Origin of the sequence: Phenylobacterium sp. (assembly GCF_036563385.1) — a bacterium.
GTDB lineage: Bacteria > Pseudomonadota > Alphaproteobacteria > Caulobacterales > Caulobacteraceae > Phenylobacterium.
Genome location: NZ_DATCML010000015.1, coordinates 325,340 through 348,808, shown reverse-complemented (window position 1 = coordinate 348,808; position 23,469 = coordinate 325,340). Strand labels below are relative to the sequence as shown.

The following is a 23,469-nucleotide window of genomic DNA, read 5'->3' as shown; positions in this document are numbered from 1 at the left end:
TGGCGTGAGTCGCCAGCCGACGGGTAGCCGCAGCCGGCGTCAGAAGCGGTCGCAGGCGATCAGACGGGGCGCTTCATCCGCACTTCGCGCACGGTGTGGGTGGCGGAGTTCATCACCAGGGTGTGGGTGTGCACGAAGCCGCGCTCGAGCCGCACGCCCTCCAGCAGGGCGCCGCTGGTGACGCCGGTGGCGGCGAAGATGGCGTCGGCCTGGACCATCTCGTGCAGGTCGTACTTCTTGTCGAAGTCGGTGAGGCCCAGGCGCTGGGCGCGGGCCCGCTCGTCGGGACTGCGGAACAGCAGCCGGCCCTGGAACTGGCCGCCGACGCACTTCAGCGCCGCGCAGGCCAGCACGCCCTCCGGCGCTCCGCCCGAGCCGAGGTAGAGATCGATCCCCGTGGCGGGATCGGCGGTGTTGATGACGCCCGCGATGTCGCCGTCGCCGATCAGGTGCACCCGGGCGCCGATCTCGCGCAGGGAGCCGATGATGTCGGCATGGCGCGGCCGGTCGAGGACGCAGACGGTGACCTGGTCGGGGGTGACGCCCTTGGACTCGGCCAGGGCCTGGACGTTCTCGGCCGGAGTGCGGTCGAGGTCGATCACGCCTGCCGGATAGCCCGGCCCGCAGGCGATCTTGTCCATGTAGGTGTCGGGGGCGTGCAGCAGGGTCCCCTTGGGCGCCCAGGCCATGACCGCCAGCGCATTGGGCATGGCCTTGGCGGTGAGCGTGGTGCCCTCCAGCGGGTCGAGGGCGATGTCGATCTTCAGCTTGCCGCCGCGCCCCACCTTCTCGCCGATGTAGAGCATGGGCGCCTCGTCGCGCTCGCCCTCCCCGATGACGATCTCGCCGTCGATGTCGATCTCGTTGAGCGCCGTGCGCATGGCGTCGACGGCCGCCTGGTCGGCGGCCATCTCGTCGCCGCGGCCCGCCAGCCGCCAGGCGGCGATGGCGGCGGCCTCGGTGACGCGGACCGCGTCGAGCACCAGCCCGCGGTCCAGAACCTGGGAAGCCATTCTGGTTACGTCTCCAACCCTTGGGAGCCGTTTAGCACGCGATGTCAGATGCGCGCGATGCGCAACAGCCTGGGCCGTTCCAGCACGGCGGGAAGCTCGGCGATGCGCTCCACGGCCGCCGTGAGCACCGATTCGGCCACCGCGTGGGTGGTGAGCACGATCGGCACGCCGCCGGCGTCCTCCACCGGCTTCTGCAGGAAGCTCTCGATGGAGACGCCCGCCTCGGCCAGGGTCTCGGACACGGCGGCGATCACCCCCGGCTCGTCCTTCACCAGGAAGCGTAGGTAGGCGCGGCCCATCATCTTGGAGGGATCCACGGGGTCGAAGGGCGCGAGCGTCTGCGCCTCGGCCTGGAACACCGGCCGGCGCGCGCCGGCGATCACGTCGGCGATGTCGGCCGCCACGGCCGCGGCGGTGGGGGCGGCCCCCGCGCCGGGACCCTGCAGGAAGATGCGGCCGGTCTGCTCGCCTTCGATGAACAGCGCATTGAGCGCCCCGCCGGCGCGCGCCAGCGGGTGGTCGAGCGGCGCCAGCGTCGGGTGGACCCTGACGAGCGCGCCGTGGATCGAGCGCTCGGCCGAGGCCACCAGCTTGATCCGGTAGCCGAGGTCCTTGGCCATACGGATGTCGAGCAGGGCCACCTGGTCGATGCCCTCGATCTCGGCGGCGGCGAAGTTCGGCGCGCAGCCGAAGGCGAGCGCCGCCAGGATGGTGATCTTGTGGGCCGCGTCGAAGCCGCCCACGTCCATGGTGGGATCGGCCTCGGCGTAGCCCAGGCGCTGGGCCTCGGCGAGCACCTCCTCGAAGGAGCGGCCGGTGGCCTCCATCTCGGTCAGGATGTAGTTGCAGGTGCCGTTGAGGATGCCGCTGATCGAGTGGATCTCGCTGCCGACCAGGGCCTCGCGGACCAGCTTCACCGCCGGCACGCCGCCCATCACCGCCGCCTCGAACAGCAGCGGGACGTCCATCTCCTCGGCCAGCGCCGCAAGCTCGGCGCCGTGCTCGGCGATCAGCGCCTTGTTGGCGGTGACCACCGGCTTGCCCGCGCGCAGGGCCGCCTCGACCGCGGCCTTGGCCGGGCCGTCGGAGCCGCCGATCAGCTCGACGAAGATGTCGGTGGCGTCGGCCTTGGCCAGCTCCACCGGATCGTCGAACCAGGGCACGTCCGAGATGTCGACGGGCCGCGGGCGCGAGCGCGACCGGGCCGAGACGCCGCTGACGTAGCAGAGGCCGCCGGCCGGGGCGAACTCGGGGTTCTGGTTCAGGAAGGTCAGCAGCCCCGCGCCGACGGTGCCCAGCCCGGCGACGCCGACGCCCCAGGGCTTCCGGTCCATGGGTTCGCTCATCCTTCTTCGCTCCTGCGGCGCTTCGAAGGAAAGGTCCTCCGGCTCGTCGGTTCGGTCACGGCCCGCGATGAGAGGCCTCGGCCAAGCAGGGTCATTGCGCCGCCAGGGTGTTGTGGGCCCGCGCCAGGATGTCGTCGGCGTTGGCCAGGAACTTCTTCACGTTGCGCGCCGCCTGGCGGATGCGCTGCTCGTTCTCCACGAGGCCGACGCGGACCCAGCCCTCGCCGTACTCGCCGAAGCCGGTGCCGGGGGCGACGGCGACGCCCGCCTCCTCCACCAGCAGCTTGGAGAACAGCAGCGAGCCCGCCTCGCGGAACTTCTCGGGCACGGGGGCCCAGGCGAACATCGAGGCCGGCGGCGCGGGAATGTCCCAGCCCGCCCGGCGCATGCTCTCCACCAAGCAGTCGCGCCGGGCCTTGTAGATGCCGCGGATCTCGTCGACGCAGTCCTGCGGCCCGTTCAGGGCGGTGGCGGCGGCCACCTGGATCGGGGTGTAGGCCCCGTAGTCGAGGTAGGACTTCACCCGCGCCAGGGCCGCGCAGATCCGCTCGTTGCCCACCACCATGCCCACGCGCCAGCCGGCCATGGCGTAGGTCTTGGACAGCGAATTGACCTCGACGGCGATCTCCTTGGCGCCCTCCACCTGCAGGACGGACGGCGGCGGATTGTCGTCGAAGTAGATCTCGGAATAGGCGATGTCCGAGATGACCAGCATCTCGTGCTTCTTCGCCAGCGCGACGGCGTCCTTGTAGAACTCGAGGTCGACGCACTGGGCGGTCGGGTTCGAGGGGTAGGACAGGATCAGCACGGTGGGCGGCGGCGCAGAGTGCTTCACCGCGCGGCTGACGCCAGCCAGGTACTCCTCGGGCGAGTGCGCCGGCACGTGGCGGATCACCCCGCCGGCCATGATGAAGCCGTAGGCGTGGATCGGATAGGCCGGGTTCGGGCAGACGATCACGTCGCCCGGGGCGGTGAGCGCCTGGGCGAGGTTGGCGAAGCCTTCCTTGGAGCCCAGGGTGGCGATCACCTCGGTGTCGGGGTTCAGCTTCACCCCAAAGCGGCGGCCGTAGTAGCCGGCCATGGCCTTGCGCAGGCCCGGGATGCCCTTGGAGGCCGAGTAGCGGCCGGCCTTCGGGTCGCGGGCCGTCTCGATCAGCTTTTCGACGATGTGCTTGGGGGTCGGCATGTCGGGATTGCCCATGCCGAAGTCGATGATGTCGGTCCCCTGCGCGCGCAGGCGGGCCTTGATGCGGTTCACCTCCTCGAGAACATACGGAGGAAGGCGACGGATACGGTGAAACTCGGGGGTCATTGCGAAGCTCTTGGCCGCAGGCTGCCCATGTGCGGCGTTCCGGGAGCTGAGGTCGGGCATGGATAGACTCCGGGCCGGAGTCCGCCAAGCCATGGTTTGGAAGATTTTGCCCCCGCAGGCCCCTATTTCTTAGGCGGCGGGGGCGGTGTAGCTCGCTGACGGAGCTCTTCCGCAAAAGCTTCGCTGCCGCGGGCGGCTGCCGGGGCGTCGTCGGAACCGGCGGCGCGGCGCGCGCCGGCGGCAAAGCTGTCGGTGCTCTGCAGGGTCCAGGTTCCCGGCGCCGTGTCGCGGTCGAGCGCGGCCTGGGCCTGCTTCACCTCCGCCGCAGCCTCGCCATAGAGGCGCTTGGGCCGCAGATCCTTGGGGGCGGCCGGGATCTCGCGGAAGCTGGGATAGTCGTCGCCCAGCTTCGAAACCCGGCTGACTTCCGCGGCGACAGGCGAGCTCGGGTCCACGGTCGTGTCGGAAAAAACGTCGCCCGCACAGGCGGTGAGCAGCCCCGCGGCGCCGGCGCACGCCATCAGGCGCGCAGCCGTAGAGCTTCGAACGGCGTTCACATAATGGCGGGCGAGCGGTGTCATCTCCGCTATGGTTCTTATGCGATGATGTTTGGCGGTGGAAGGGCGGTGAGCGCCTTCGCCGCGGGAAGGAAACGTCAGATGAGCGAGCAGACGGTCGATCCCAAGGCGCTGAACGGCGGCAAGGGCGGTGCGGGCGACGGGGCGGTCCCGCCCGAGCCGGCGAGCTTCGAAAAGCCGCCCCTGCCGGAAGACGCCTCGGCGGAGATTCGCGCCATGGACGCGCCGCGGTCGGAGACCCGGCCGGCGGGCGCCACCGTGGCGCCGGCAGCGCCGCCGCCAGCGTCCGGCGCAGCCCCTGGCTTCGACATCGCCGCCCTGAGCGCCGACCAGCGGGGCCAGCTGGAGAAGCTGTCCTCGAACCTGGCCCGCGCCGCCGTGGCGGCTCAGGGCGTCATCGCCGAGATGGCGCTGCGCAACGCCGAGCGGCCGCCCGCCCTCACCGCTGATCCCTTCCATGTGGGGCCCGCCCTGACCGAGGTGATGGGGCGCCTGGCCGCCCAGCCGGACAAGCTGATGCGGGCCCAGGCCGACCTCTTCACCCGCTACATGGACCTGTGGCAGGCCACCGCGCGCCGGCTGCACGACGGCAAGGCCGAGCCCGTGGCCGCCCCGCCGAAGGGGGACAAGCGCTTCGCCGACCCCGAGTGGAGCGAAAACCCCGCGTTCGACGCCATCAAGCAGTCGTACCTGATCACCTCGGACTGGCTGAACAGCCTGGTCGCCCAGGTGGACGGGGTCGATCCCATGGAGAAGCGGCGCGCCGAATTCTTCATGAAGATGCTGACGGACGCCTTCTCGCCCTCCAACTTCCTGACCTCCAACCCGACGGCGATCCGCGAGCTGCTGGCCTCCGGCGGCGAAAGCCTGGTGCGGGGCATCGAGAACTTCGCCGCCGACCTTGAGCGCGGCGGCGGCCAGCTGGCCATCGCCCAGACCGACTACGAGCTGTTCAGGATCGGCGAGAACGTCGCCACCGCCCCCGGCAAGGTGGTGTTCCGCAACGAGCTCATCGAGCTGATCCAGTACGCGCCCACCACCGAGCAGGTGCACGAGATCCCGCTGGTGATCTTCCCGCCGTGGATCAACAAGTTCTACATCCTGGACCTGCGGCCCGAGAACTCCATGATCCGCTGGCTGGCGGACCAGGGGATCACGGTGTTCGTCGCCTCCTGGGTGAACCCCGACCAGAGCCTCGCGGGCAAGACCTTCGACGACTACATGCGCGATGGCATCTACGCCGGCACGGCGGCGGCCATGGAGCAGTGCGGCGTCCCGCATGTGAACACCGTGGGCTACTGCATCGGCGGCACCCTGCTGGGCTCCAGCCTCGCCCACATGGCGGCCAAGGGCGTGCGGCCGATCAATTCCGCCACCTTCTTCGCCGCCCAGCTGGACTTCGCCGAGGCGGGGGACCTCCTGCTGTTCACCAACGAGAACTGGCTGAAGACCCTCGAGCAGAAGATGGACGAGGGCGGCGGCGTGCTGTCGGGCCAGGCCATGGCCGACACCTTCAACATGCTGCGGGCCAACGACCTGATCTGGTCGTTCTTCGTGAACAACTACCTGCTGGGCCGCGAGCCGAAGCCGTTCGACCTGCTGTTCTGGAACTCCGACCAGACGCGGATGCCCAAGACCCTGCACATGTTCTACCTGCGCCGGTTCTACGGCGACAACGCGCTCTCCAAGGGCGAGCTGGTGCTGGACGGGACGAAGCTGGACCTCGGGGCGGTGACCATCCCGATCTACATGCAGTCGTCGAAGGAGGACCACATCGCGCCTGCGCGGTCGGTCTATCGCAGCGCCAAGCTGTTCGGCGGGCCGGTCACCTTCACCATGGCCGGGTCCGGCCACATCGCCGGCGTGATCAACGCCCCGGTGGCCAAGAAGTACCAGCACTGGACCGCCGACGAGCTGCCGCCGTCGCTGGAGGAATGGCAGGCCCAGGCTAAGGAGACGCCCGGCAGCTGGTGGCCGCACTGGGCGGCGTGGCTGAAGGCGCGCTCGGGCGAGATGGTCGCCGCCCGCGATCCGGCCGCAGGTCCGCTGCCGGCGCTCGGCGATGCGCCGGGGACCTATGTGAAGGTGAAGAGCTAGGTGGACCTCCCTCTCCCGCGAACGGGAGAGGGTTGGGGTGAGGGCGGCGCTGGCGGCGGGCGCGCGCCGCCGTTGGATCCGTGCGCGCGGGTCCAACCGGAGCGCTGGACCAGACTCCTCCACCGCCCTCACCCTACCCTCTCCCGCAAGCGGGAGAGGAGAATGGTCCGTGCCAGCTCCCTCTCCCGCACAGCGGGAGAGGGTTGGGGTGAGGGCGGCGCTGGAGGTCGGCGTGCGCCGCCGTTGGATCTGTGCGCACGGGTCCAACTGGAGCGCTGGACCAGACTCCTCCACCGCCCTCACCCTACCCTCTCCCGCAGGCGGGAGAGGGGCTAGGCCAGCCGGCGTTCCTTCAGCGTGGCCAGCCTGGCCAGCACGAGCAGGGCGCCTGCGGGCAGGGAGAAGCGGATCAGCCAGGGGGAGATGTCTGTGTCGCGGCCGAAGCCGACGTTGACCAGGCTGAGGGCCGCGAAGCTGAAGCCGCCCTCCCCGGTGGTCCAGTTGAACCAGGCCTCGCCGACGCCCACCAGGGCGAGCGCCATCCAGGCGAGCTTGAAGCGCAGCCCACGGGCCATGGCGGCCATGGCGGCCACCGCGACCATGATCAGCGGGCTGAGGAGGGCCGTGGCGAGGAAGCTGTAGTGCCGGGGCGTCTTGCCGGCGAAGGTGAACCGGTTGGCCTCCACCTGGCCCAGGGGCTGGCGCTGAGCCACGAAGCTGGCCACCCGCAGGTTTCCGCCGTGGGGCCGGAGCGTGGTGCGGACCACCACGTCGCTGTGGGCGAAGCGGTAGAGGTGGACCGCCTGCAGGCCGCCCTCGCCTGCCCGGCTCCAGCCCACCGCTCGCGCCTCCCGAGCGCCGCCGCGCGGCAGGGCGGCGCGCAGCCGCTGGAAGCCCGCCCGGCCCTGGGCGGTGCGCGCCAGCTCCGGCGCCAGCGCGGCCTCCACCCGGGCCCAGTCTCCGGCCTCCACCGCGGCATAGAAGTCGCGGGCGGCGCGATCCGCCCGCGGCTCCAGCGGCGCACGGGCGCAGGCGGAGACCAGCAGCAGGGCGAGCAGCGCGAACCAGGCCTTCATGGCGCGAGCTTAGCCGCTCCGCTGGAGCTTACTAACTTGTAATGCACACTACCTTGCAGCGCGCACTACCTTGCCATAACTAAAGGGCAAGGAGGCGCTCGTGCCCGAAGCCATCGAGATCCAGCTGAAGAAGGGAGCTCTCGAGCTCTGCGTCCTGGCCCTGCTGTCGCAGCACGACAGCTACGCCTACGAGATCGCCAGCCGCCTGGCCGACGCCATCGGCATGGGCGAAGGCACCATCTATCCGCTGATGCGGCGCCTGCAGACCGACGGCCTGGTGGAGACCTACCTGGTCGAGAGCACCGCCGGCCCGCCGCGCAAATACTACCGGCTGACCGACGCCGGAAAGCGGAGTTTCACGTCGCAAAAGGCGTCCTGGCGGTCGTTCGCCGGGGCCGTCGACGACATCCTGGGAGAGGCGCAATGACCCGTCAGGCGTTCCTGGCGCGGCTACGTGAGGGACTGGCGGGCCTTCCGGCCCACACGATCACCGACATCGTCGCCGACTACGAGACCCACTTCGCCGACGGCGCCGCCGCCGGCCGCAGCGAGGCCGAGGTGGCCGACGCGCTCGGCGATCCGTCGCGGCTGGCCCGCGAGCTGCGCGCCGAACACGGCCTGAGGCGCTGGGAGCAGGAGCGCAACGCCTCTTCCGCCGGCGCCGCGGTGTTCGCGGTGCTGGGGCTCGGCGCCATCGACATCATCATCCTGCTGCCCATCCTGATGGGCCTGTTCGGCGCCATCTTCGGCATCGGGGTGGCGGTGCTCGCCGTCTTCTTCACCGGAGGCGTGGTGTTCGCCGCGGGGCCGTTCACGGATCCGCCCGGCGGCACGGCGGCGGCCCTGCTGGCCGGCATCGGCATGATGTCCGGCGCGGCCTCGGTCGGCGCCCTGCTGACCATCGTCGTCATCGGCCTCGTCAACGCGCTGGTCTGGTACGGGCGGCTGCACTACCGCCTGCTGAAGCCGGCGCTCGAACCGCAAAGCCAGGGAGTCGCGCAATGATCCGCCCCCTTCTGATGATCGCCGGAGCCGGCTTCCTGCTCTCGGTGGTGACCCTGTCCACGGCCGTGGCGATCGGCGGGCCCGAGGCGCTGGCCCGCGGGGCCTGGAGCGACTGGAACTGGGACTGGGACTGGGACGAGCACCACGGCGCCTCCAACGACCAATGGTCCGGCGAAGAGGCGACGCGCGAGCTCGCCTGGACCGGCGGCGAAAGCCTGGAGATCGATGTGCCGGCCGAGGTGACCTACACCCAGGGCGATGGCCCGGCGCGGCTGGTCATCACCGGCCCGGCGCGGGCGGTGTCCCGCGTGGAGCTGGAGGACGGCCGGATCGGCTTCCGCCACGGCCGCAGCCACAGCCGGGGGCGGCTGCAGATCGTCATGAGCGCGCCCAACGTCACCCGCTTCGAGCTGAACGGCGCCGACCGGCTGGTGATCAACGGCTACCGACAGGACCGGCTGACGCTGGAGCTCACCGGCAGGTCGGAGGTGCAGGCGAACGGGGAGACGGGGCAGCTGGCGCTCGACATCTCCGGGGCCGGCGAGGCCGACCTGGCGGCGCTGAAGACGCGCGAGGCCCGGGTGGAGATCTCCGGCAAGGGCGAGGCGCGCATCGCCCCCACGGAGGCGGCGGACCTGGACATCTCGGGCGCCGGCGAGATCACCCTCACCACCCGCCCGCCGAGGCTCGACACCGACATCTCGGGCGCCGGCACGATCCGCCAGGAAGGCGGCGCGGCCGACACGGGCGCCGACGCCCGCCCGGCCTCGGTGATCACCCCGACCTAGGCGGCCTTGAAGGTCAGGGACAGGCCGTTGTTGCAGTAGCGAAGGCCGGTGGGCCTCGGCCCATCGGGGAACAGGTGGCCGTGGTGGCCCAGGCACTGGGCGCAGTGGTACTCGGTCCGGCGCATGCCGAGCGTGTTGTCCACCTTGGTGCCGATGGCGCCGGGGATCACCCGGAAGAAGCTCGGCCAGCCGGTGCCGCTCTCGAACTTCCAGTCGGACTTGAAGATCGCCAGGCCGCAGCCGGCGCAGTGGAAGGTCCCTCGACGCTTCTCCCTGTTGAGCGGGCTGGAGCCGGGCCGCTCCGTCGCCTCGTGACGGAGGACCCGGTAGGCGTCCGGGGCGAGGCGCTTGCGCCACTCCGCGTCGCTGATTTTGCGGAACGGCGAGGCGGCGTAGGGGTCGGCGGCGGCGAGCGCCGGCGCGGCGGGCGCGGCGCAGGCCCCGGCGGAGATCAGCAGGAAGCGGCGGCGGTCGAGCGTATCCATGATCGCGATTAGGTGGCCCTGCGCCGGCGCGATGCAAGCGCCGCCGCCCGCCGCCGGGGCGTTGCCAAGCGCGGGCCTTGGCTGTTCAAGGAAGCCATGAAGCTCCTCGCCGCGGCCCTGGCCGCCACGCTCTCCGCCGCCCCTGCCCTCGCCCAGACCCAGCCGCTGACGCCTGAGCGGGTGTTCGCCAGCCCCGACCTCTCCGGCCCCCGCGCCCGGGGCGTGAAGTTCTCGCCGGACGGGCGGACGGTGACCTACCTGAAGGACCGGGCCGACGACCTGACGGTCACCGACCTGTGGGCCGCGGACGTGGCTGGCGGCGCGCCGCGGATGCTGCTGGACGGGCGCAAGCTCGCGCCGGACGGGCGCGAGCTCTCCGAGGCCGAGAAGGCGCGGCGCGAGCGCGCCGGCGTGAAGACCCGCGGGGTGATCGAATACGACTGGGACGAACAGGGCCGGTTCATCCTGGCGCCCGTGGAGGGCGACCTGTGGCTCTACGAGCTGGGCTCCGGGCAGGCGCGGCAGCTGACCCGCACGTCGGGCGACGAGATCGACGCCAAGGTCTCGCCCAAGGGCCGCTTCGTCTCCTACGTCCGCGACGACAACCTCTATATGACGCCGACGGATGGCGGGCCTGAGCGGGCGCTGACGGAGGGCGGCACGGAGCTGAAGAGCTGGGCCACCGCCGAGTTCATCGCCCAGGAGGAGATGGACCGCTCCACCGGCTACTGGTGGAGCCCCGACGATGCGCGGGTGGCGATCGCCTTCGTGGACCAGAGCGGCGTCGACGTGGTCGACCGGCCGGAGGTGGGCGCCACGGGGGCCAGCGTCGTGGCCCAGCGCTATCCGCGCGTCGGGCGGCCGAACGCCCGGGTGGACCTTTACGTGCAGGACGTGGTGAGCGGCCGGCGGACCAGGGTCGACCTGGGACCGGACACTGACATCTACCTGGCCCGCGTGGCCTGGGCGAAGGACGGGCGCACGCTCTATGTCCAGCGCCAGACCCGCGACCAGCGGCGCCTCGACCTGCTGGCGGTGGATCCGGCGACCGGCGCCGCACGGGTGCTGCTCACCGAGACCAGCCCGCACTGGGTGGACCTGACCGACGACTTCAGGCCGCTGAAGGACGGCGGCTTCCTGTGGAGCTCGGAGCGGTCGGGCTTCCGGCACCTCTACCTCTACGACCGTGGCGGCAAGCTGGTTCGCCAGGTGACCCGCGGCGCCTGGCCGGTGGACCGGATCGAGGCGGTGGACGAGGCGTCCGGCATGGTGGTCTTCGCCGCCAACCGCGACCGGCCCAACGAGCGGCGGATCTGGCGGGTGAGCTACCGCAGGCCCGGCGAGCCGCAGGCGCTGACCCCGGCCGGCGGCTGGTGGACGGCCAGCGTCGGCAAGTCGGGGGCCTTCGTGGGGACCTACGCCGATCCGGTGACCCCGCCGCGCACGGGCCTCTACACCGCCGACGGCCGCTTCGTGCGCTGGATAGAGGAGAACCGGCTGGGCGCCGGCCATCCGTTCGCACCCTACGCCGGCCGCTTCGCGCCGACGCAGTACGGGACCATCAAGGCCGCCGACGGCCAGGACCTGGTCTGGTGGATGCGCGTTCCGCCCGGCTTCGACCCGGCGCGGAAATACCCGGTGATCGTGCAGGTCTATGGCGGCCCGGGCTCGGCGCGGACGCAGAAGACCTGGAGCGACCCCGAGGACCTGCTCTACCTGGAGGCCGGCTACGTCCTCTTCCGGCTGGACAATCGCGGCACGCCGAACCGCTCCGTGCCCTTCAAGACCGCCATCGACCGGCGCCTGGGCCAGGTGGAGGTCGAGGACCAGCTGGCCGGAGCCCGCTACCTGCAGACCCTGCCCTTCGTGGACGCCGCGCGGATCGGCGTCACCGGCTGGTCCTACGGCGGCTACATGACGCTTCTGCTGCTGACCGCGCCGGACAGCCCGTTCAAGGCGGGGGTCTCGGGCGCGCCGGTCACCGACTGGACGCTCTACGACACCCACTACACCGAGCGGTACATGGGCACGCCGGCGGACAACGCCGCCGGCTACGCGGCCTCGCAGGTGCTGCCGAGGCTCGGGCGGCTGAAGCCGGACTCGCTGCTGATCCTCCACGGCATGGCCGACGACAACGTCACCTTCGACCACACCACGCGCGTGCTCTACGCCCTCCAGGCGCAGGGCAAGCCGTTCGAGACCATGGTCTACCCCGGCCTGCGCCACCGCGGCGGCTGGACGCCCGCCAACCGGCTGCACCGGCTGCGGACGACCCTGGCCTTCTTCGACCGCAAGCTGAAATAGGTCCTTCCTCTCCCGCCGCGGAGCGGGGGGAGAGGGCGGGGTGAGGGCCGGCTCGTGAAGCAGGCTCGCACCGGATCGGTGGGCGAGGGCCCTCGGGGTGGCATCGGGTGCTGGGGAGGGGTCCCAGCCGCCCCTCACCCTACCCTCTCCCCTCGGGCTTCGCTCCGGGGGAGAGGAGATTTAGAGCCCGGCGCCCTCGTCTAGGCCCAGCATCAGGTTGAGGTTCTGCACCGCGGCGCCGGACGCCCCCTTGCCGAGGTTGTCCAGCTGGGCGGCCAGCCGGGCCTGACGGGCGTCGGCGGAGCCGAACACATAGAGCCGCATGCGGTTGGTGCCGTTCAGGGCCTCCGGGTCCAGCGCCGCCACATAGCCGCCGGCCCCCGCGCGGGTCTTCTGCAGCTCGGCGCATTCCGCGCCGCTGGCCACCTCCACGAAGCGCTCGCCGGCGTAGGCCGCCTCCAGCGCCACGTGCAGGTCGGCGGGGGACGGCCTGCCCGGCAGGGCCCACAGCTGCAGCGGCACGTCCACGAGCATGCCCTGGGCGTAGCGGCCGACCGCGGGCGCGAACAGCGGCGGGTGGGTGAGCCCCCCGTGCAGCTGCATCTCGGGCAGGTGCTTGTGGGCCAGCGTGAGGCCGTAGGTGCGGAAGGCGTCGTTCGTGCCGGCCGGCGCCTCAGCCTCGAACTCGGCGATCAGCCCCTTGCCGCCTCCGGAATAGCCGGAGATGGCGTTGACCGTCAGCGGGAAGTCGGGGGGGATGAGGCCCGCCTCCACCAGCGGCCGCACCAGGCCGATGAAGCCGGTGGGATAGCAGCCGGGGTTGGAGACCCGCAGCGACCGGCGGATCTGGTCGCGCTGGCCACGGTCCATCTCCGGGAAGCCGTAGGCCCAGCTCCGCGCCGTCCGGTGCGCCGTCGAGGCGTCCACCACCCGCACCCGGTTCGACGTGATCATGTCCACCGCCTCGACCGCCGCCTCGTCGGGCAGGCAGAGCACTACGGCGTCGACGCCGTTCAGCAGCTCGCGGCGGGCGTCCGGGTCCTTTCGGCGGGCCGGATCGATGGAGACGATCTCGAGGTCCCGGCGGCTCTCCAGCCGCTGGCGGATCTGCAGGCCGGTGGTGCCGGCTTCGCCGTCGATGAAGACCGTGTGGGCCATGGCGTGGACTCCCGGACAAAGAGAAAGGGCGCTCCGGTCTCCCGAAGCGCCCTCCAAACTCGTGCGAACTCCGCGCGAGACTTAGCGCTTCGAGAACTGGAAGCTGCGGCGGGCCTTGGCCTTGCCGTACTTCTTCCGCTCGACGACGCGCGGGTCGCGGGTCAGCAGGCCGTGCGGCTTCAGCACGGCGCGCAGGCCCGGCTCGTAGTAGGTCAGGGCCTTGGAGATGGCGTGACGCACGGCGCCGGCCTGGCCGGAGAGGCCCGAGCCTTCCACGGTGCAGATCACGTCGAACTGGCCGGCGCGGTCCGACAGCTCGAACGGCTGGGCGATCATCATGCGCAGCACGGGACGGGCGAAGTAGATCGCCTGGTCGCGGCCGTTGATGGTGATCTGGCCCTTGCCCGGCTTGATCCAGACGCGGGCGATGGCGTTCTTCCGCTTGCCGGTCGCATAGGAGCGCCCCTGGGCGTCGATCTTCGGCTCGCGGACGACGGCGTCTTCGCCGGCCTGGGTGCCGAGGCCCTTCAGGGCGTCGAAGCCGGTGGCTTCGGTCGTGTTGGCTTCGCTCATTACGCGCTCCGCACGTTCTTGGCGTTCAGGTCGGCGAACGCGATGGTCTCGGGGTTCTGCGCCTCATGCGGATGCTCGCCGCTGTTGTAGATGCGCAGGTGCGTCAGCTGCTTGCGGGCCAGCGGGCTTTCCTTCGGCAGCATGCGCTCGACGGCCTTCTCCAGCACGCGCTCGGGGTACTTGCCGCCGAGGATCTGGCCGGCGGTGCGCTGCTTCACGCCGCCCGGGTGGCCGGTGTGCCAGTAGAAGACCTTGTCGGTCAGCTTCTTGCCGGTGAACCGGACTTTGTCGGCGTTGATCACGACGACGTAGTCGCCGCAGTCGACGTGCGGGGTGTAGTCGGGCCGATGCTTGCCGCGAAGACGCATGGCGATGAACGAAGCCAGGCGGCCGACCACGGCGTCCTGGGCGTCGATCACGATCCACTTCTTCTCGACCTCGGCCGGCTTCAGCGAAGCCGTGGTGCTCTTCAGCATGAGGGTGCGATCCGTAAGTCTAAGTGCGCGGGACCGTTACGCGCCCCGACGTGAGGCGGGGCATATGCGGGAGGCGGCCGGCGTTGTCAACAGAGTGAAAAATCCCGCCCCGGCAAAAACATTAGTGAAATCCGCGCACTAGCCGCAGCGGTATCATCATACCGCGCTAAATGCGACGAACCCGCCAGGCGAACGCCACCGAAACGCAGAGGGTGATCGCCGCCAGCAGCTGGTGGGCGATGCCCAGGGAGATCGGCACCCGCGCCATCAGGGTCGCCACCCCGAGCGCCACCTGGGCCCAGACCGCGCCGGCTGTCGTCACCGCCAGCAGCTTGGTGTCCTGAGCCAGGTAGCGCGACCGCCAGGCGCTCCAGCCGACCAGCAGGGCGACGATCGCCACCACATAGGCGAACACCCGGTGATGGGCCTGCACCGCGCCCTGGCTGTGCGCCAGCGTCGCCCAGACGCCGCCCGCCAGGTAGTCCTCGGGCCAGAGCTTGCCCGCGAACAGCGGGAAGTCGTTGTAGACCAGGCCGGCGTCGTTGCCGGCCACCAGGGCGCCCAGCAGGATCTGCACGAAGATCAGGCCGGTGAGGACGAGGGCGCGGCGGCCCCAGGGGCTGGGCAGGGTCTGGCGCGCCCAGCCCGCCCAGGCGTCCAGCGCCGTCCAGACGAGCGCGCCCAGCAGGGCGAAGGCCAGGCCCAGGTGGACCATCAGCCGTTCCGGGGCCACCGACACCCGTTCGGAGAGGCCGCTGGCCACCATCCACCAGCCGATCGCGCCCTGCAGGCCCCCAAGGACGAACAGCAGCGCCAGGCGGATGTAGAGCCGGCTGGGGATCTGGCGGCGCAGGGCGAAGACCATGAACGGCACGAAGAAGGCCAGGCCCACGATGCGGCCCAGCAGCCGGTGGGACCACTCCCACCAGTAGATCTCCTTGAACTCGCCGAGGCTCATGCCGCGGTTGACCTGCTGGTACTGCGGGATCTCGCGGTACTCGGCGAACTCGCGCGCCCAGTCGGCGTCGGACAGCGGCGGGATCGCCCCGGTGACCGGCCGCCACTCGGTGATCGACAGGCCGGAGTCGGTCAGCCGCGTCGCCCCGCCCACCACCACCATGGCCAACACGAGGGCGGCCACGGCGAAGAGCCAGATGGCGACGGCTTGGGACCGGTCGGAACGCAGGAACGAGGTCATGGAGCGGAAATTGCGCCGCTTTCAGGCTGAACTTTGGCGCGCCCCCTAGCCGGAAACTCGGGTTCCGTCCACGGCCGCGGCCGGTTATGACCCCCGCCATGCTCGAAACCGCCCGCGCCCGGAAGCTCGTCGGCCTGTTCGCCCTGCTCGCGTTCATGATGGGCTACATCGCGCTGGTCGCGACGATCGGCGACCACATCCCGCGCCACTGGGCGGCCCAGCTGGTCTATTACGTGCTCGCCGGCGTGCTCTGGGGCGTGCCGGTCCTGCCCCTGTTCCGCTGGATGAACGCCGGCCGCTAGGCGCGACGCTTTGGGGATTGCCGCCCCGCCCCGGCCCTGCCTATAAGGCCCGCCTCGCCGACCGGCCTGCGGAGCGTAGCGCAGCCTGGTAGCGCACTTGACTGGGGGTCAAGGGGTCGCAGGTTCGAATCCTGTCGCTCCGACCATCGGCCGGCGGCGAGTTTTCCTCTTCAGGTCAGCCCTTCAGCAGGCCATCGAGCCGGGCCTTTAGGGCTTCCAGCTCGTCCAGCGTGCTGAGCAGGCCCGCGCGCGTCTCCGGAGCCAGGTCCGCAACCGGAGCCTCGGCATCCTCGGCCAAGGGCGTGTCGACGCCCTCCCCCTCGCCCGCCGCCATCAGCCGCTTCAGGCCGTGCTCCCGGTGCAGGCGCTGGACGCCCTTGATGGTGTAGCCCTCGTCGTGCAGCAGGCGGCGCACGCCCTTCAGAACGGCGATGTCCTGCGGCCGGTAGAACCGGCGCCCGCCGGCCCGCTTCATTGGGCGGATGAAGGAGAACTTGGTCTCCCAGAACCGCAGCACGTGCTGCGGCACGTTCAGCTCCTCGGCCGCCTCGGAGATCGTCCGAAAGGCTTCCGGGCTCTTGGCCATGGGGCCTAAGCCGTTCTCACTGCGACAGCGCGCGGTCGACGCGGGCCTTCATCACCTGCGACGCGCGGAAGCCGATGACGCGGCGGGGCTCAATGGCGGCCGGCTCGCCCGTCTTTGGATTGCGCCCCATCCGCGCGCGCTTGGCGCGGACCTGGAAGACGCCGAAGCCCGACAGCTTGACCTGCTCGCCCTGCTCGAGGGCCTGGCACATCAGCTCGAGCACCCGTTCGACCATCTCGCTGCAATCTTGGCGTGTGAGGCCCACCTCCTCGTGGACCGCCTCGCACAGGTCGGCCCGGGTCACCGTCGCGCCCTTCATTCGAACCCCGTTTCCTGCAGCGATGCTGTTCATGGCCTTTTGATAGTCTTGGTAGGTCAACGACTTCAAGGGCCAGATTATGTGACGCGGTTAAGGGCCGCCCTAGAGCCTCACCACGCAGGCGCCCCAGGTCAGCCCGCCGCCCATGGCTTCGAGCAGCAGGAGGTGCCCAGGTTGTATGCGGCCGTCCTCGACGGCGGCGTTCATGGCCAGGGGGATCGACGCCGCCGAGGTGTTGGCGTGGCGCATCACCGTGGTGACCACCTTGTCCTCGTCGATGCCGCACCGATGGGCGACACCCTGCAGGATCCGCAGGTTTGCCTGGTGCGGGATGAACCAGTCGACGCTCGAAACCTCGACGCCGGCGTCGGCGGCGGCCGCGTTGATGGCCTCGGAGATGTTCACCACGGCGTGGCGGAAAACCTGGTTGCCCTGCATCCGCAGGTGGCCGATGCGACCGTCGGTGGAAGCGCCGCCGTCCACGTAGAGCAGGTCCTGCTTGGTCCCGTCGCAGCGCAGGGCGAAGCCGATCAGCCCGCGGTCGTCGGGGGTCCCCTCGCCTTCCACCGGCTCCACCACGACCGCCCCGGCCCCGTCGCCGAACAGCACGCAGGTGCCGCGGTCGGTCCAGTCCATCAGCCGGGTCATGGCGTCGGCCCCGATCACCAGGGCGCACTTCGAGCGGCCGCGGGCGACGAAGCCGTCCGCCACCGACAGCGCATAGACGAAGCCCGAGCACACGGCCTGGACGTCGAAGGCGATGCCCACGGGACAGCCGAGCTTGCGCTGCACGATGGCGGCGGTGGCCGGGAAGGTCAGGTCGGGCGTGGTGGTGGCCACGACGATCAGGTCGACGTCCTCGGGCGTGCGGCCGGCGCGCTCCAGCGCCTGGCGGGCGGCGGCCACGGCGAGGTCGGACACCGGCTGGTCGTCTCGCACCTTGTGCCGCTGTTCGATGCCGGTCCGCTCGCGGATCCACTCGTCGGAGGTGTCGACAATCTTGGCCAGCTCGTCGTTGGTGACCACCTGCTCGGGCAGGTAGCCGCCGACGGCGGTGACGACGCTACGCAGGACCTTGGGCACTCACAGCTCCATCGGCGGCGGGCCCAGGGCTCGTCTCTGCGAGCGCGGCGGGCAGCCTCGTCATATTCCGTTCGATCTCGGCCGCGAAGTCGCTTTGGGCCAGATCGCGTGCGACACGGAGCGCCTCGGCCACGTCCTTGGCGGCCGCGCCGCCGTGGCACTTCAGCACGATGCCGTTCAGACCCAGCAGCGGCGCGGCGCCAGGCGGGCTCATGCGGTCGCGGAACTTGCGCAGGGAGCCCTGGGCGAGCAAGGCGCCGGCGCTGGCCAGGGGCGAGCCGGTGAGCGCGCCCTTGAGCTCGCCGTTCACGAAGCGGGCGACGCCCTCCATGGCCTTCAAGGCCACGTTGCCGGTGAAGCCGTCGGTGACCACGACGTCCACGACGCCCTTGGTGATGTCGTCGCCTTCCACGAACCCCTTGTAGGCCAGGTCCAGGCCGCCCTCGCGCAGCACGCGGTGCGCCTCGCGAACCTCCTCGTGGCCCTTCATGTCCTCGGAGCCGACGTTGAGAACGCCCACCGTCGGCTTGGCCGCCTTGTGCACGGCGCGGTGGTAGGCCTCGCCCATGATCGCGAACTCCACCAGCCGCTCGGCGTCGCAGTCGACGTTGGCGCCCACGTCCAGAAAGGTCGTGACGCCCCGCGGCGTCGGGATCCCGGCCACCAGCGCCGGCCGGTCGAGGTCGGCGCGCATGCGCAGGATCAGCTTGGAGATGGCCATGAGCGCGCCGGTGTTGCCGCAGGAGACGGCGGCGATCGCCTCGCCCTCGCGCACCGCTTCAACGGCGTTCCACATGGACGTGCCCTTGGCCCGGCGGAGCGCCTGGGCCGGCTTCTCGTCCATGGCCACGACCTTGTCGGTGTGGCGCACCTCGACCCGCTCGGCGAGGCCCTTGCACCGGGCGAGTTCAGCGCGCACCGCCGGCTCGTCCCCGTGCAGCAGGAAGCGCACGTTCGGCGGCAGCGCCTGGGCGGCCCTGGCGACGCCGGGCACCACCACGGGCGGCCCGTGGTCTCCGCCCATGGCGTCGATCGAAATCACCAGTGTTTGGGTCAAATGGCGCCTGGTCCCTGGGCCGCGCGGAATCGCTGCGAACGATACCGCCCGGCGTGTCTCCGTTGCAAACCGGACACCGGATTAGTCCTTGGTCTCTTTCAGCTTCTTCAACACCGCGAAGGGGGATTCCTCCTGAGTCGGCGGCGTGTACTCGAACTCGGCGCCCGGCTTGCGCGGGAAGGGATCCACCTCCAGCGCCAAGTGCTCCACCACATAGCCGGCCGCGTCGATGGCGTCCCCCGGCAGGACGTCCGGCGGATCCTCGGCGTCGGGGTCGAGCTCCACCTCGCCGCCTTCGTCGGCGGCCGCGTGCGGGCTGCCGGCGGGCACGACCCGCACGTGGATGTCGCCCGACAGCGGTTGTTCGAAGGGCTCCAGGGTGATCGAGCAGATCTGCTCCACCGTGGCCTCGAAGCGGCCGGTCACCTCGGCCCCGTCCAGCCAGGGCTTGACGGTGACCCGGGCGGTCAGCGCAGGCAGGCTCTCCAGGCGGAGGTCCTGGGCGACCTTGGCGCGCTGCGCCTCGTCGGGCCGGAACTCCAGGGTCACCGGGCCGCGGGCGACCTCGTGCAGGCGCACGGGCTTGGTCCAGTCGGCGCTCATGGGGCGCTCCAGGCGACGTCGGCGGCCAGCAGGCGCTCGATGGGTTGGGCGGCCAGCGCCTCGCGCTGGCGCACGGCGTAGCGCGCCAGCGCCGGGGCGTGCGCGGCGTCGCCGTCGGCGTAGACGGTGCGGGCGATCACCGCCTCCAGGTCGCCGTGGTCGGGCAGGCTCGCAAAGGCCGCCTGATAGTTCTTCACCCGGCCGAAGAAGGCCTCGCCCAGCCGGCGCATCTTCTTGCCCACCGACAGGTCGCCCACGCCCATCTCGCGCAGGGCGTCGTCCAGCGACTTCACGAAGGTGTCGAACACCGCCTGGGAGGTTTCGGCCGCCACCGGCCCCTCCCCCTGCAGCCGGTCGAGCAGCAGGATCACGTGGAGGCTGTAGGCCTCGAACCGGCCCTCGACGGTGTCGGGGACGCCGTACTCGCCGTAGAGGGCGGGCGCGCGCGACTGCGCCACCGCGCTGGCGTAGAGCGCCCGGCCCTTGTCGCGGGCGGGTCTTGGTCGGAACAGGCGCTGGAGCATGCGCGGCCTCGATTTCGCCCCAGGGGCGCGGCTAAAGCAGCCGTTGAACTAAGGGGCGGCGACGGATAGGTCAAAGCCTCGAACCAGGATTGGGTCCACACCGCACATGTTTCGCCGCGCCGCCTTCGCCGCCGTCGCCCTGGGTCTCCTGACCACGGCCGCCTGCGCGCCCATCACGACCTACTCGGGCTTCCAGGCCATCGAATCGGATCCGAAGGACGTGGCGATCGGCACGGACACCAAGTCCACGGTCCGCGCCAAGCTGGGCTCGCCGTCCACCACCTCGACCTTCGACCCGAACGTCTGGTTCTACATGAACCAGATCAAGCAGCGCGTGGCGTTCCGCAAGCCGCAGGTGACCGCCCGCAACGTGACGGCCATCACCTTCAACAAGGACACCGAGGTGGTCGAGAGCGTGAACCTCTACACGCTCAAGGACGGCAAGGTGATCGCCTACAACAACCGCGAAACCCCGACCCGCGGCCGCGAGATGACGGTGCTGGAGCAGCTGCTCGGCTCGGTCGGCCGCGGCGGCATGCTGCCCCGCGACGACGAGGGCGTCCCCGGCACTCGCCCGGGCGACCGCCGCTAGCGCCCGCGCGACCCCGCCTCACGGCCCTCAGGACCAAAGAGAACGCCCCGGAGATCGCTCTCCGGGGCGTTCGCCGTTTCAGGCTGCCACCGCCCCCGCGCGCCGGCGCGCGGGGGCGGCGCGGTCTAGCCGATCACCCCGTGGGCGAGCACTGCGAGCAGCAGCAGGGCCACGATGTTGGTGATCTTGATCATCGGGTTCACGGCGGGGCCCGCCGTGTCCTTGTAGGGGTCGCCGACGGTGTCGCCGGTGACCGCCGCCTTGTGGGCGTCGGACCCCTTACCGCCGAAGTGACCTTCCTCGATCAGCTTCTTGGCGTTGTCCCAGGCGCCGCCGCCGGAGGTCATCGAGATGGCCACGAAGAGGCCGGTCACGATGACGCCCATCAGCATGGCGCCCAGCGAGGCGAAGGCGTCAGCCTTGCCGGCGATGGCGTTGATCACGAAGAACAGCAGGATCGGCGAGACCACCGGCAGCAGCGATGGCACGATCATCTCGCGGATCGCCGAGCGGGTGAGGATGTCCACCGCACGGCCGTACTCCGGCTTCACCTCGCCGGTCATGATGCCCGGGTTCTCCCGGAACTGGCGGCGCACCTCGGCGACCACCGATTCCGCCGCCCGGCCGACCGCGGTCATGGACATGCCGCCGAACAGGAAGGGCAGCAGGCCGCCGAACAGCAGACCGACCACCACGTACGGGTTGGAGAGGTCGAACAGCACGTCGCCCAGGCCCTCGAAGAACGAGCCGGGCTCGGCGTTGGCCGAGAAGTACCGCAGGTCCTCGGTGTAGGCGGCGAACAGCACCAGCGCGCCGAGGCCCGCCGAGCCGATCGCATAGCCCTTGGTCACCGCCTTGGTGGTGTTGCCGACCGCGTCGAGGGCGTCGGTGGAGACGCGGACCTCGGGCGGCAGGCCCGCCATCTCGGCGATGCCCCCGGCGTTGTCGGTCACCGGGCCGAAGGCGTCGAGGGCGACGATGAAGCCGGCCAGCGACAGCATGGCGGTCGTGGCGATGGCGATGCCGAACAGGCCGGCGAGGCCATAGGTCACGATGATGCCGATGATGATCACCAGCGCCGGCAGGGCGGTGGACTCCAGGCTCATGGCGAGGCCCTGGATGACGTTGGTGCCGTGGCCGGAGACCGAGGCCTTGGCCACCGACTTCACCGGCCGGAAGCCGGTGCCGGTGTAGTATTCGGTGATCACGACGATGGCCGCGGTGACGGCCAGGCCGACCACGCTGCACCAGAACAGCTCCATGGCCCCGAAGGTCTCGCCGTCGGCCCGGGCGACGCTGTCGGGCGTCAGGCCGTTGATGACGAACCACAGGGCGACCAGCGAGGTCAGGCCGGTGACGACCAAGCCCTGGTAGAGCGCGCCCATGATGTTGCGGCTCTTGCCCAGCCGCACGAAGAAGGTGCCGATGATCGAGGTCACGATGCAGGCGGCGCAGATGGCCAGCGGCAGCAGCATCATGTTGCCGACCACGTCCGTGCCGCGGAAGAAGATCGCCGCCAGGACCATGGTGGCGACCGTGGTCACCGCATAGGTCTCGAACAGGTCGGCGGCCATGCCGGCGCAGTCGCCCACGTTGTCGCCCACGTTGTCGGCGATGGTGGCGGCGTTGCGCGGGTCATCCTCGGGGATGCCGGCCTCCACCTTGCCCACCATGTCGCCGCCGACGTCCGCGCCCTTGGTGAAGATCCCGCCGCCGAGGCGCGCGAAGATCGAGATCAGGGAGGCGCCGAAGCCGAGGGCGACGAGGCTGTCGACCACGTCGCGGCTGGTGGGATCGAGGTCGAGCACGCCCGTGAGGAAGGCGAAGTAGCCGGCGACGCCCAGCAGGGCGAGACCCGCGACCAGCATGCCGGTGACCGCGCCCGAGCGGAACGCCAGGGAGAGGCCCTTGTCGAGGCTCTCCGACGCGGCCTGGGCGGTGCGCACGTTGGCCCGCACCGAGATCAGCATTCCGGCGAAGCCCGCGAGCCCCGACAGGATCGCGCCGATGGCGAAGCCGACGGCCGCCAGCGGCCCGATCAGCAGGGCCACGATGATGAGGATGACGATGCCGACGATGGCGATCGTGGTGTATTGCCGCTTCAGGTAGGCCTGCGCCCCTTCCTGGATGGCGGCGGCGATCTCCTGCATGCGCGCCGAGCCGGCCGAAGCCTTCAGCAGCGCGCTGGTCTGCACCGCTGCGTAGAGGACAGCGAGCAGGCCGGCGATGATCACCAGCGTAAGCGTACTCATGTGTAGCGCACCCCTTTGCGTGTTGCGCGGAGGGGGACCTTGCCGGCGTGACCGTTGGGGCCCGCCGGGCTCTCCCTACCCCTGTGTTTCCCCTCGAACGGGGCGCGTCTTCTAAGCGGCGCCCCTGAACAGACGGCGGGACAGTGCCAAGGAAAGCCGGGCGGCGCAACGGGCGCGAGCAGCGCTCGGCGAACGCCCGTCAGACGGTGGGCGCGTTCTGGCGCGGCGCCGCGGGCCTGGGCGCCGACGCCCGGCCGCGCGGCGCCTGCGAGGTGACCACCACCGACTGCACCACGCCTGGACCGGCGATCCGCGCCGCGTCCTGCTTCAGCGAAGCGCTGAGCCGGACCGTGTCGATCTTCTGGTAGTCGTCCTTCAGCGTGAACGGCGTGCGGTGGCCCGCCCGCACCAGGGCGTCGCGGAAGTACGGCTCGCGGGCCCGCCACTGCGAGGTGTTGGCGCTCCCCGTCAGGTTGATGCGCACGTAGACGAAGACGTAGTTCACCAGGCGACCGTCCGCGACGATGGGCAGGCCCACCGGGGCGAGGTCGACGTACTGGCCCACCTCGACCTTCGCCTCCTTGGGCTTCTCCCCGCCGCCGGAGGCGACGGCCGGCCCGGCGGCGATCAGGACGAGGGCGGCGGTGACGGCGTGGCGCAGCATGCGTGAAGCCTGCCGCAATATGGTTGCCGCGCGGTTGAGACGGACCGGCGCGTGACCGGGCGACATAACGATGGTATT

The 23,469-nt window shown here is 70.8% G+C and carries 25 protein-coding genes and 1 tRNA gene; 8 read left to right on the top strand and 18 right to left on the bottom strand.

Annotated elements, in window-relative coordinates; all coding sequences use genetic code 11:
- Positions 1 to 59 precede the first annotated feature (59 nt).
- The 4 genes from glpX to VIL67_RS16730 all read right to left on the bottom strand — a co-directional run bounded on the left by glpX (position 60) and on the right by VIL67_RS16730 (position 4,252).
- Positions 60 to 1,013: a class II fructose-bisphosphatase gene (gene glpX / locus VIL67_RS16745; RefSeq protein ID WP_332050047.1), complete on the bottom strand. Its 954-nt coding sequence runs from the start codon at positions 1,011 to 1,013 to the stop codon at positions 60 to 62.
- Positions 1,014 to 1,057: 44 nt separating this feature from the next.
- Positions 1,058 to 2,347: a homoserine dehydrogenase gene (locus VIL67_RS16740; RefSeq protein WP_332050210.1), complete on the bottom strand. Its 1,290-nt coding sequence runs from the start codon at positions 2,345 to 2,347 to the stop codon at positions 1,058 to 1,060.
- Positions 2,348 to 2,450: 103 nt separating this feature from the next.
- Complete coding sequence (locus VIL67_RS16735) at positions 2,451 to 3,671, bottom strand: LL-diaminopimelate aminotransferase (RefSeq protein ID WP_332050046.1); 1,221 nt, start codon at positions 3,669 to 3,671, stop codon at positions 2,451 to 2,453.
- Between the two features lie 122 nt (positions 3,672 to 3,793).
- A complete protein-coding gene (locus tag VIL67_RS16730) occupies positions 3,794 to 4,252 on the bottom strand; it encodes a hypothetical protein (protein ID WP_332050045.1) in 459 nt (152 codons plus the stop codon).
- 78 nt (positions 4,253 to 4,330) lie between these two features.
- Between VIL67_RS16730 and phaC the strand changes: the two genes are divergently transcribed.
- On the top strand, positions 4,331 to 6,346 hold the full coding sequence (phaC, locus tag VIL67_RS16725) for a class I poly(R)-hydroxyalkanoic acid synthase (protein WP_414696217.1): 2,016 nt from the start codon (positions 4,331 to 4,333) through the stop codon (positions 6,344 to 6,346).
- A gap of 332 nt (positions 6,347 to 6,678) precedes the next feature.
- On the opposite strand, the gene VIL67_RS16720 is transcribed toward phaC, so the two are convergent.
- Positions 6,679 to 7,422, bottom strand: coding sequence for a hypothetical protein (locus tag VIL67_RS16720; RefSeq protein WP_332050044.1), 744 nt, complete (start codon positions 7,420 to 7,422; stop codon positions 6,679 to 6,681).
- Between the two features lie 100 nt (positions 7,423 to 7,522).
- On the opposite strand from VIL67_RS16720, the gene VIL67_RS16715 reads away from it, so the two are divergent.
- Genes VIL67_RS16715 through VIL67_RS16705 form a run of 3 tightly spaced genes read left to right on the top strand, consistent with a single transcriptional unit; the run spans position 7,523 to position 9,215 of the window.
- A complete protein-coding gene (locus VIL67_RS16715; RefSeq protein WP_332050043.1) occupies positions 7,523 to 7,849 on the top strand; it encodes a PadR family transcriptional regulator in 327 nt (108 codons plus the stop codon).
- Positions 7,846 to 8,427 carry a DUF1700 domain-containing protein gene (locus tag VIL67_RS16710; protein WP_332050042.1) on the top strand — a complete coding sequence of 194 codons (582 nt, stop codon included), beginning with the start codon at positions 7,846 to 7,848 and terminating at the stop codon, positions 8,425 to 8,427. The genes VIL67_RS16715 and VIL67_RS16710 overlap by 4 nt, the downstream gene beginning before the upstream one ends.
- Positions 8,424 to 9,215, top strand: a complete 792-nt coding sequence (locus VIL67_RS16705; protein ID WP_332050041.1) for a GIN domain-containing protein — start codon at positions 8,424 to 8,426, stop codon at positions 9,213 to 9,215. Before VIL67_RS16710 ends, VIL67_RS16705 begins: the two co-directional genes overlap by 4 nt.
- Here the strand turns inward: VIL67_RS16705 and msrB are convergent.
- Positions 9,212 to 9,700, bottom strand: a complete 489-nt coding sequence (gene msrB, locus VIL67_RS16700) for a peptide-methionine (R)-S-oxide reductase MsrB (RefSeq protein WP_332050040.1) — start codon at positions 9,698 to 9,700, stop codon at positions 9,212 to 9,214. The two genes, VIL67_RS16705 and msrB, sit on opposite strands and share 4 nt — an antisense overlap.
- 96 nt (positions 9,701 to 9,796) lie before the next feature.
- Between msrB and VIL67_RS16695 the strand changes: the two genes are divergently transcribed.
- Positions 9,797 to 12,004 (top strand): S9 family peptidase, encoded by a 2,208-nt coding sequence (locus tag VIL67_RS16695; RefSeq protein ID WP_332050039.1) that lies wholly within the window; start codon positions 9,797 to 9,799, stop codon positions 12,002 to 12,004.
- Between the two features lie 180 nt (positions 12,005 to 12,184).
- On the opposite strand, the gene argC is transcribed toward VIL67_RS16695, so the two are convergent.
- The 4 genes from argC to VIL67_RS16675 form a co-directional block, all read right to left on the bottom strand.
- Positions 12,185 to 13,162: an N-acetyl-gamma-glutamyl-phosphate reductase gene (argC, locus tag VIL67_RS16690; protein WP_332050038.1), complete on the bottom strand. Its 978-nt coding sequence runs from the start codon at positions 13,160 to 13,162 to the stop codon at positions 12,185 to 12,187.
- Between the two features lie 81 nt (positions 13,163 to 13,243).
- Entirely contained in the window at positions 13,244 to 13,735 is a 492-nt protein-coding gene (gene rpsI / locus VIL67_RS16685; RefSeq protein WP_332050037.1) for a 30S ribosomal protein S9, read from the bottom strand.
- Positions 13,735 to 14,208 carry a 50S ribosomal protein L13 gene (gene rplM, locus VIL67_RS16680; RefSeq protein ID WP_332050208.1) on the bottom strand — a complete coding sequence of 158 codons (474 nt, stop codon included), beginning with the start codon at positions 14,206 to 14,208 and terminating at the stop codon, positions 13,735 to 13,737. The genes rpsI and rplM overlap by 1 nt, the downstream gene beginning before the upstream one ends.
- Positions 14,209 to 14,377: 169 nt before the next feature.
- Complete coding sequence (locus VIL67_RS16675; RefSeq protein ID WP_332050036.1) at positions 14,378 to 15,409, bottom strand: COX15/CtaA family protein; 1,032 nt, start codon at positions 15,407 to 15,409, stop codon at positions 14,378 to 14,380.
- 98 nt (positions 15,410 to 15,507) lie between these two features.
- On the opposite strand from VIL67_RS16675, the gene VIL67_RS16670 reads away from it, so the two are divergent.
- Both VIL67_RS16670 and VIL67_RS16665 read left to right on the top strand, forming a co-directional pair.
- Entirely contained in the window at positions 15,508 to 15,711 is a 204-nt protein-coding gene (locus VIL67_RS16670; protein ID WP_332050035.1) for a DUF2842 domain-containing protein, read from the top strand.
- A 69-nt stretch (positions 15,712 to 15,780) separates the two neighbouring features.
- Positions 15,781 to 15,857: transfer RNA gene (locus VIL67_RS16665), tRNA-Pro, on the top strand.
- Positions 15,858 to 15,886: 29 nt separating this feature from the next.
- On the opposite strand, the gene VIL67_RS16660 is transcribed toward VIL67_RS16665, so the two are convergent.
- From VIL67_RS16660 to VIL67_RS16635, 6 genes are all read right to left on the bottom strand, one after another.
- Positions 15,887 to 16,297, bottom strand: a complete 411-nt coding sequence (locus tag VIL67_RS16660) for a MerR family transcriptional regulator (protein WP_332050034.1) — start codon at positions 16,295 to 16,297, stop codon at positions 15,887 to 15,889.
- Between the two features lie 16 nt (positions 16,298 to 16,313).
- Positions 16,314 to 16,616, bottom strand: a complete 303-nt coding sequence (locus tag VIL67_RS16655) for an integration host factor subunit alpha (RefSeq protein WP_332050033.1) — start codon at positions 16,614 to 16,616, stop codon at positions 16,314 to 16,316.
- Positions 16,617 to 16,718: 102 nt separating this feature from the next.
- Complete coding sequence (locus tag VIL67_RS16650) at positions 16,719 to 17,699, bottom strand: beta-ketoacyl-ACP synthase III (RefSeq protein WP_332050032.1); 981 nt, start codon at positions 17,697 to 17,699, stop codon at positions 16,719 to 16,721.
- The gene (gene plsX, locus VIL67_RS16645; RefSeq protein ID WP_332050031.1) at positions 17,680 to 18,756 is read right to left on the bottom strand and encodes a phosphate acyltransferase PlsX; all 1,077 of its coding nucleotides are present in this window, start codon (positions 18,754 to 18,756) and stop codon (positions 17,680 to 17,682) included. The genes VIL67_RS16650 and plsX overlap by 20 nt, the downstream gene beginning before the upstream one ends.
- 81 nt (positions 18,757 to 18,837) lie before the next feature.
- Positions 18,838 to 19,359 carry a YceD family protein gene (locus tag VIL67_RS16640; protein ID WP_332050030.1) on the bottom strand — a complete coding sequence of 174 codons (522 nt, stop codon included), beginning with the start codon at positions 19,357 to 19,359 and terminating at the stop codon, positions 18,838 to 18,840.
- Positions 19,356 to 19,883, bottom strand: coding sequence for a ubiquinol-cytochrome C chaperone family protein (locus VIL67_RS16635; RefSeq protein WP_332050029.1), 528 nt, complete (start codon positions 19,881 to 19,883; stop codon positions 19,356 to 19,358). The genes VIL67_RS16640 and VIL67_RS16635 overlap by 4 nt, the downstream gene beginning before the upstream one ends.
- Before the next feature lie 106 nt (positions 19,884 to 19,989).
- Here VIL67_RS16635 and VIL67_RS16630 point away from each other — a divergent pair, with 106 nt between their 5' ends.
- Positions 19,990 to 20,475, top strand: a complete 486-nt coding sequence (locus VIL67_RS16630; protein ID WP_332050028.1) for an outer membrane protein assembly factor BamE — start codon at positions 19,990 to 19,992, stop codon at positions 20,473 to 20,475.
- Positions 20,476 to 20,600: 125 nt separating this feature from the next.
- Here VIL67_RS16630 and VIL67_RS16625 read toward each other — a convergent pair whose 3' ends face one another.
- Both VIL67_RS16625 and VIL67_RS16620 read right to left on the bottom strand, forming a co-directional pair.
- Positions 20,601 to 22,727, bottom strand: coding sequence for a sodium-translocating pyrophosphatase (locus VIL67_RS16625; protein ID WP_332050027.1), 2,127 nt, complete (start codon positions 22,725 to 22,727; stop codon positions 20,601 to 20,603).
- A 199-nt stretch (positions 22,728 to 22,926) separates the two neighbouring features.
- Positions 22,927 to 23,391 carry a hypothetical protein gene (locus VIL67_RS16620; RefSeq protein WP_332050026.1) on the bottom strand — a complete coding sequence of 155 codons (465 nt, stop codon included), beginning with the start codon at positions 23,389 to 23,391 and terminating at the stop codon, positions 22,927 to 22,929.
- Between the last annotated feature and the right edge of the window lie 78 nt (positions 23,392 to 23,469).

Excerpts from the sequence above, each read along its gene's own strand:
- glpX (WP_332050047.1), bottom strand. The coding sequence starts at position 1,013 with ATGGCTTCCCAGGTTCTGGACCGCGGGCTGGTGCTCGACGCGGTCCGC.
- VIL67_RS16740 (WP_332050210.1), bottom strand. The coding sequence starts at position 2,347 with ATGGACCGGAAGCCCTGGGGCGTCGGCGTCGCCGGGCTGGGCACCGTC.
- VIL67_RS16735 (WP_332050046.1), bottom strand. The coding sequence starts at position 3,671 with ATGACCCCCGAGTTTCACCGTATCCGTCGCCTTCCTCCGTATGTTCTC.
- VIL67_RS16730 (WP_332050045.1), bottom strand. The coding sequence starts at position 4,252 with ATGACACCGCTCGCCCGCCATTATGTGAACGCCGTTCGAAGCTCTACG.
- phaC (WP_414696217.1), top strand. The coding sequence starts at position 4,331 with ATGAGCGAGCAGACGGTCGATCCCAAGGCGCTGAACGGCGGCAAGGGC.
- VIL67_RS16720 (WP_332050044.1), bottom strand. The coding sequence starts at position 7,422 with ATGAAGGCCTGGTTCGCGCTGCTCGCCCTGCTGCTGGTCTCCGCCTGC.
- VIL67_RS16710 (WP_332050042.1), top strand. The coding sequence starts at position 7,846 with ATGACCCGTCAGGCGTTCCTGGCGCGGCTACGTGAGGGACTGGCGGGC.
- VIL67_RS16705 (WP_332050041.1), top strand. The coding sequence starts at position 8,424 with ATGATCCGCCCCCTTCTGATGATCGCCGGAGCCGGCTTCCTGCTCTCG.
- msrB (WP_332050040.1), bottom strand. The coding sequence starts at position 9,700 with ATGGATACGCTCGACCGCCGCCGCTTCCTGCTGATCTCCGCCGGGGCC.
- VIL67_RS16695 (WP_332050039.1), top strand. The coding sequence starts at position 9,797 with ATGAAGCTCCTCGCCGCGGCCCTGGCCGCCACGCTCTCCGCCGCCCCT.
- argC (WP_332050038.1), bottom strand. The coding sequence starts at position 13,162 with ATGGCCCACACGGTCTTCATCGACGGCGAAGCCGGCACCACCGGCCTG.
- rpsI (WP_332050037.1), bottom strand. The coding sequence starts at position 13,735 with ATGAGCGAAGCCAACACGACCGAAGCCACCGGCTTCGACGCCCTGAAG.
- VIL67_RS16675 (WP_332050036.1), bottom strand. The coding sequence starts at position 15,409 with ATGACCTCGTTCCTGCGTTCCGACCGGTCCCAAGCCGTCGCCATCTGG.
- VIL67_RS16670 (WP_332050035.1), top strand. The coding sequence starts at position 15,508 with ATGCTCGAAACCGCCCGCGCCCGGAAGCTCGTCGGCCTGTTCGCCCTG.
- VIL67_RS16660 (WP_332050034.1), bottom strand. The coding sequence starts at position 16,297 with ATGGCCAAGAGCCCGGAAGCCTTTCGGACGATCTCCGAGGCGGCCGAG.
- VIL67_RS16655 (WP_332050033.1), bottom strand. The coding sequence starts at position 16,616 with ATGAAGGGCGCGACGGTGACCCGGGCCGACCTGTGCGAGGCGGTCCAC.
- VIL67_RS16640 (WP_332050030.1), bottom strand. The coding sequence starts at position 19,359 with ATGAGCGCCGACTGGACCAAGCCCGTGCGCCTGCACGAGGTCGCCCGC.
- VIL67_RS16635 (WP_332050029.1), bottom strand. The coding sequence starts at position 19,883 with ATGCTCCAGCGCCTGTTCCGACCAAGACCCGCCCGCGACAAGGGCCGG.
- VIL67_RS16630 (WP_332050028.1), top strand. The coding sequence starts at position 19,990 with ATGTTTCGCCGCGCCGCCTTCGCCGCCGTCGCCCTGGGTCTCCTGACC.
- VIL67_RS16625 (WP_332050027.1), bottom strand. The coding sequence starts at position 22,727 with ATGAGTACGCTTACGCTGGTGATCATCGCCGGCCTGCTCGCTGTCCTC.
- VIL67_RS16620 (WP_332050026.1), bottom strand. The coding sequence starts at position 23,391 with ATGCTGCGCCACGCCGTCACCGCCGCCCTCGTCCTGATCGCCGCCGGG.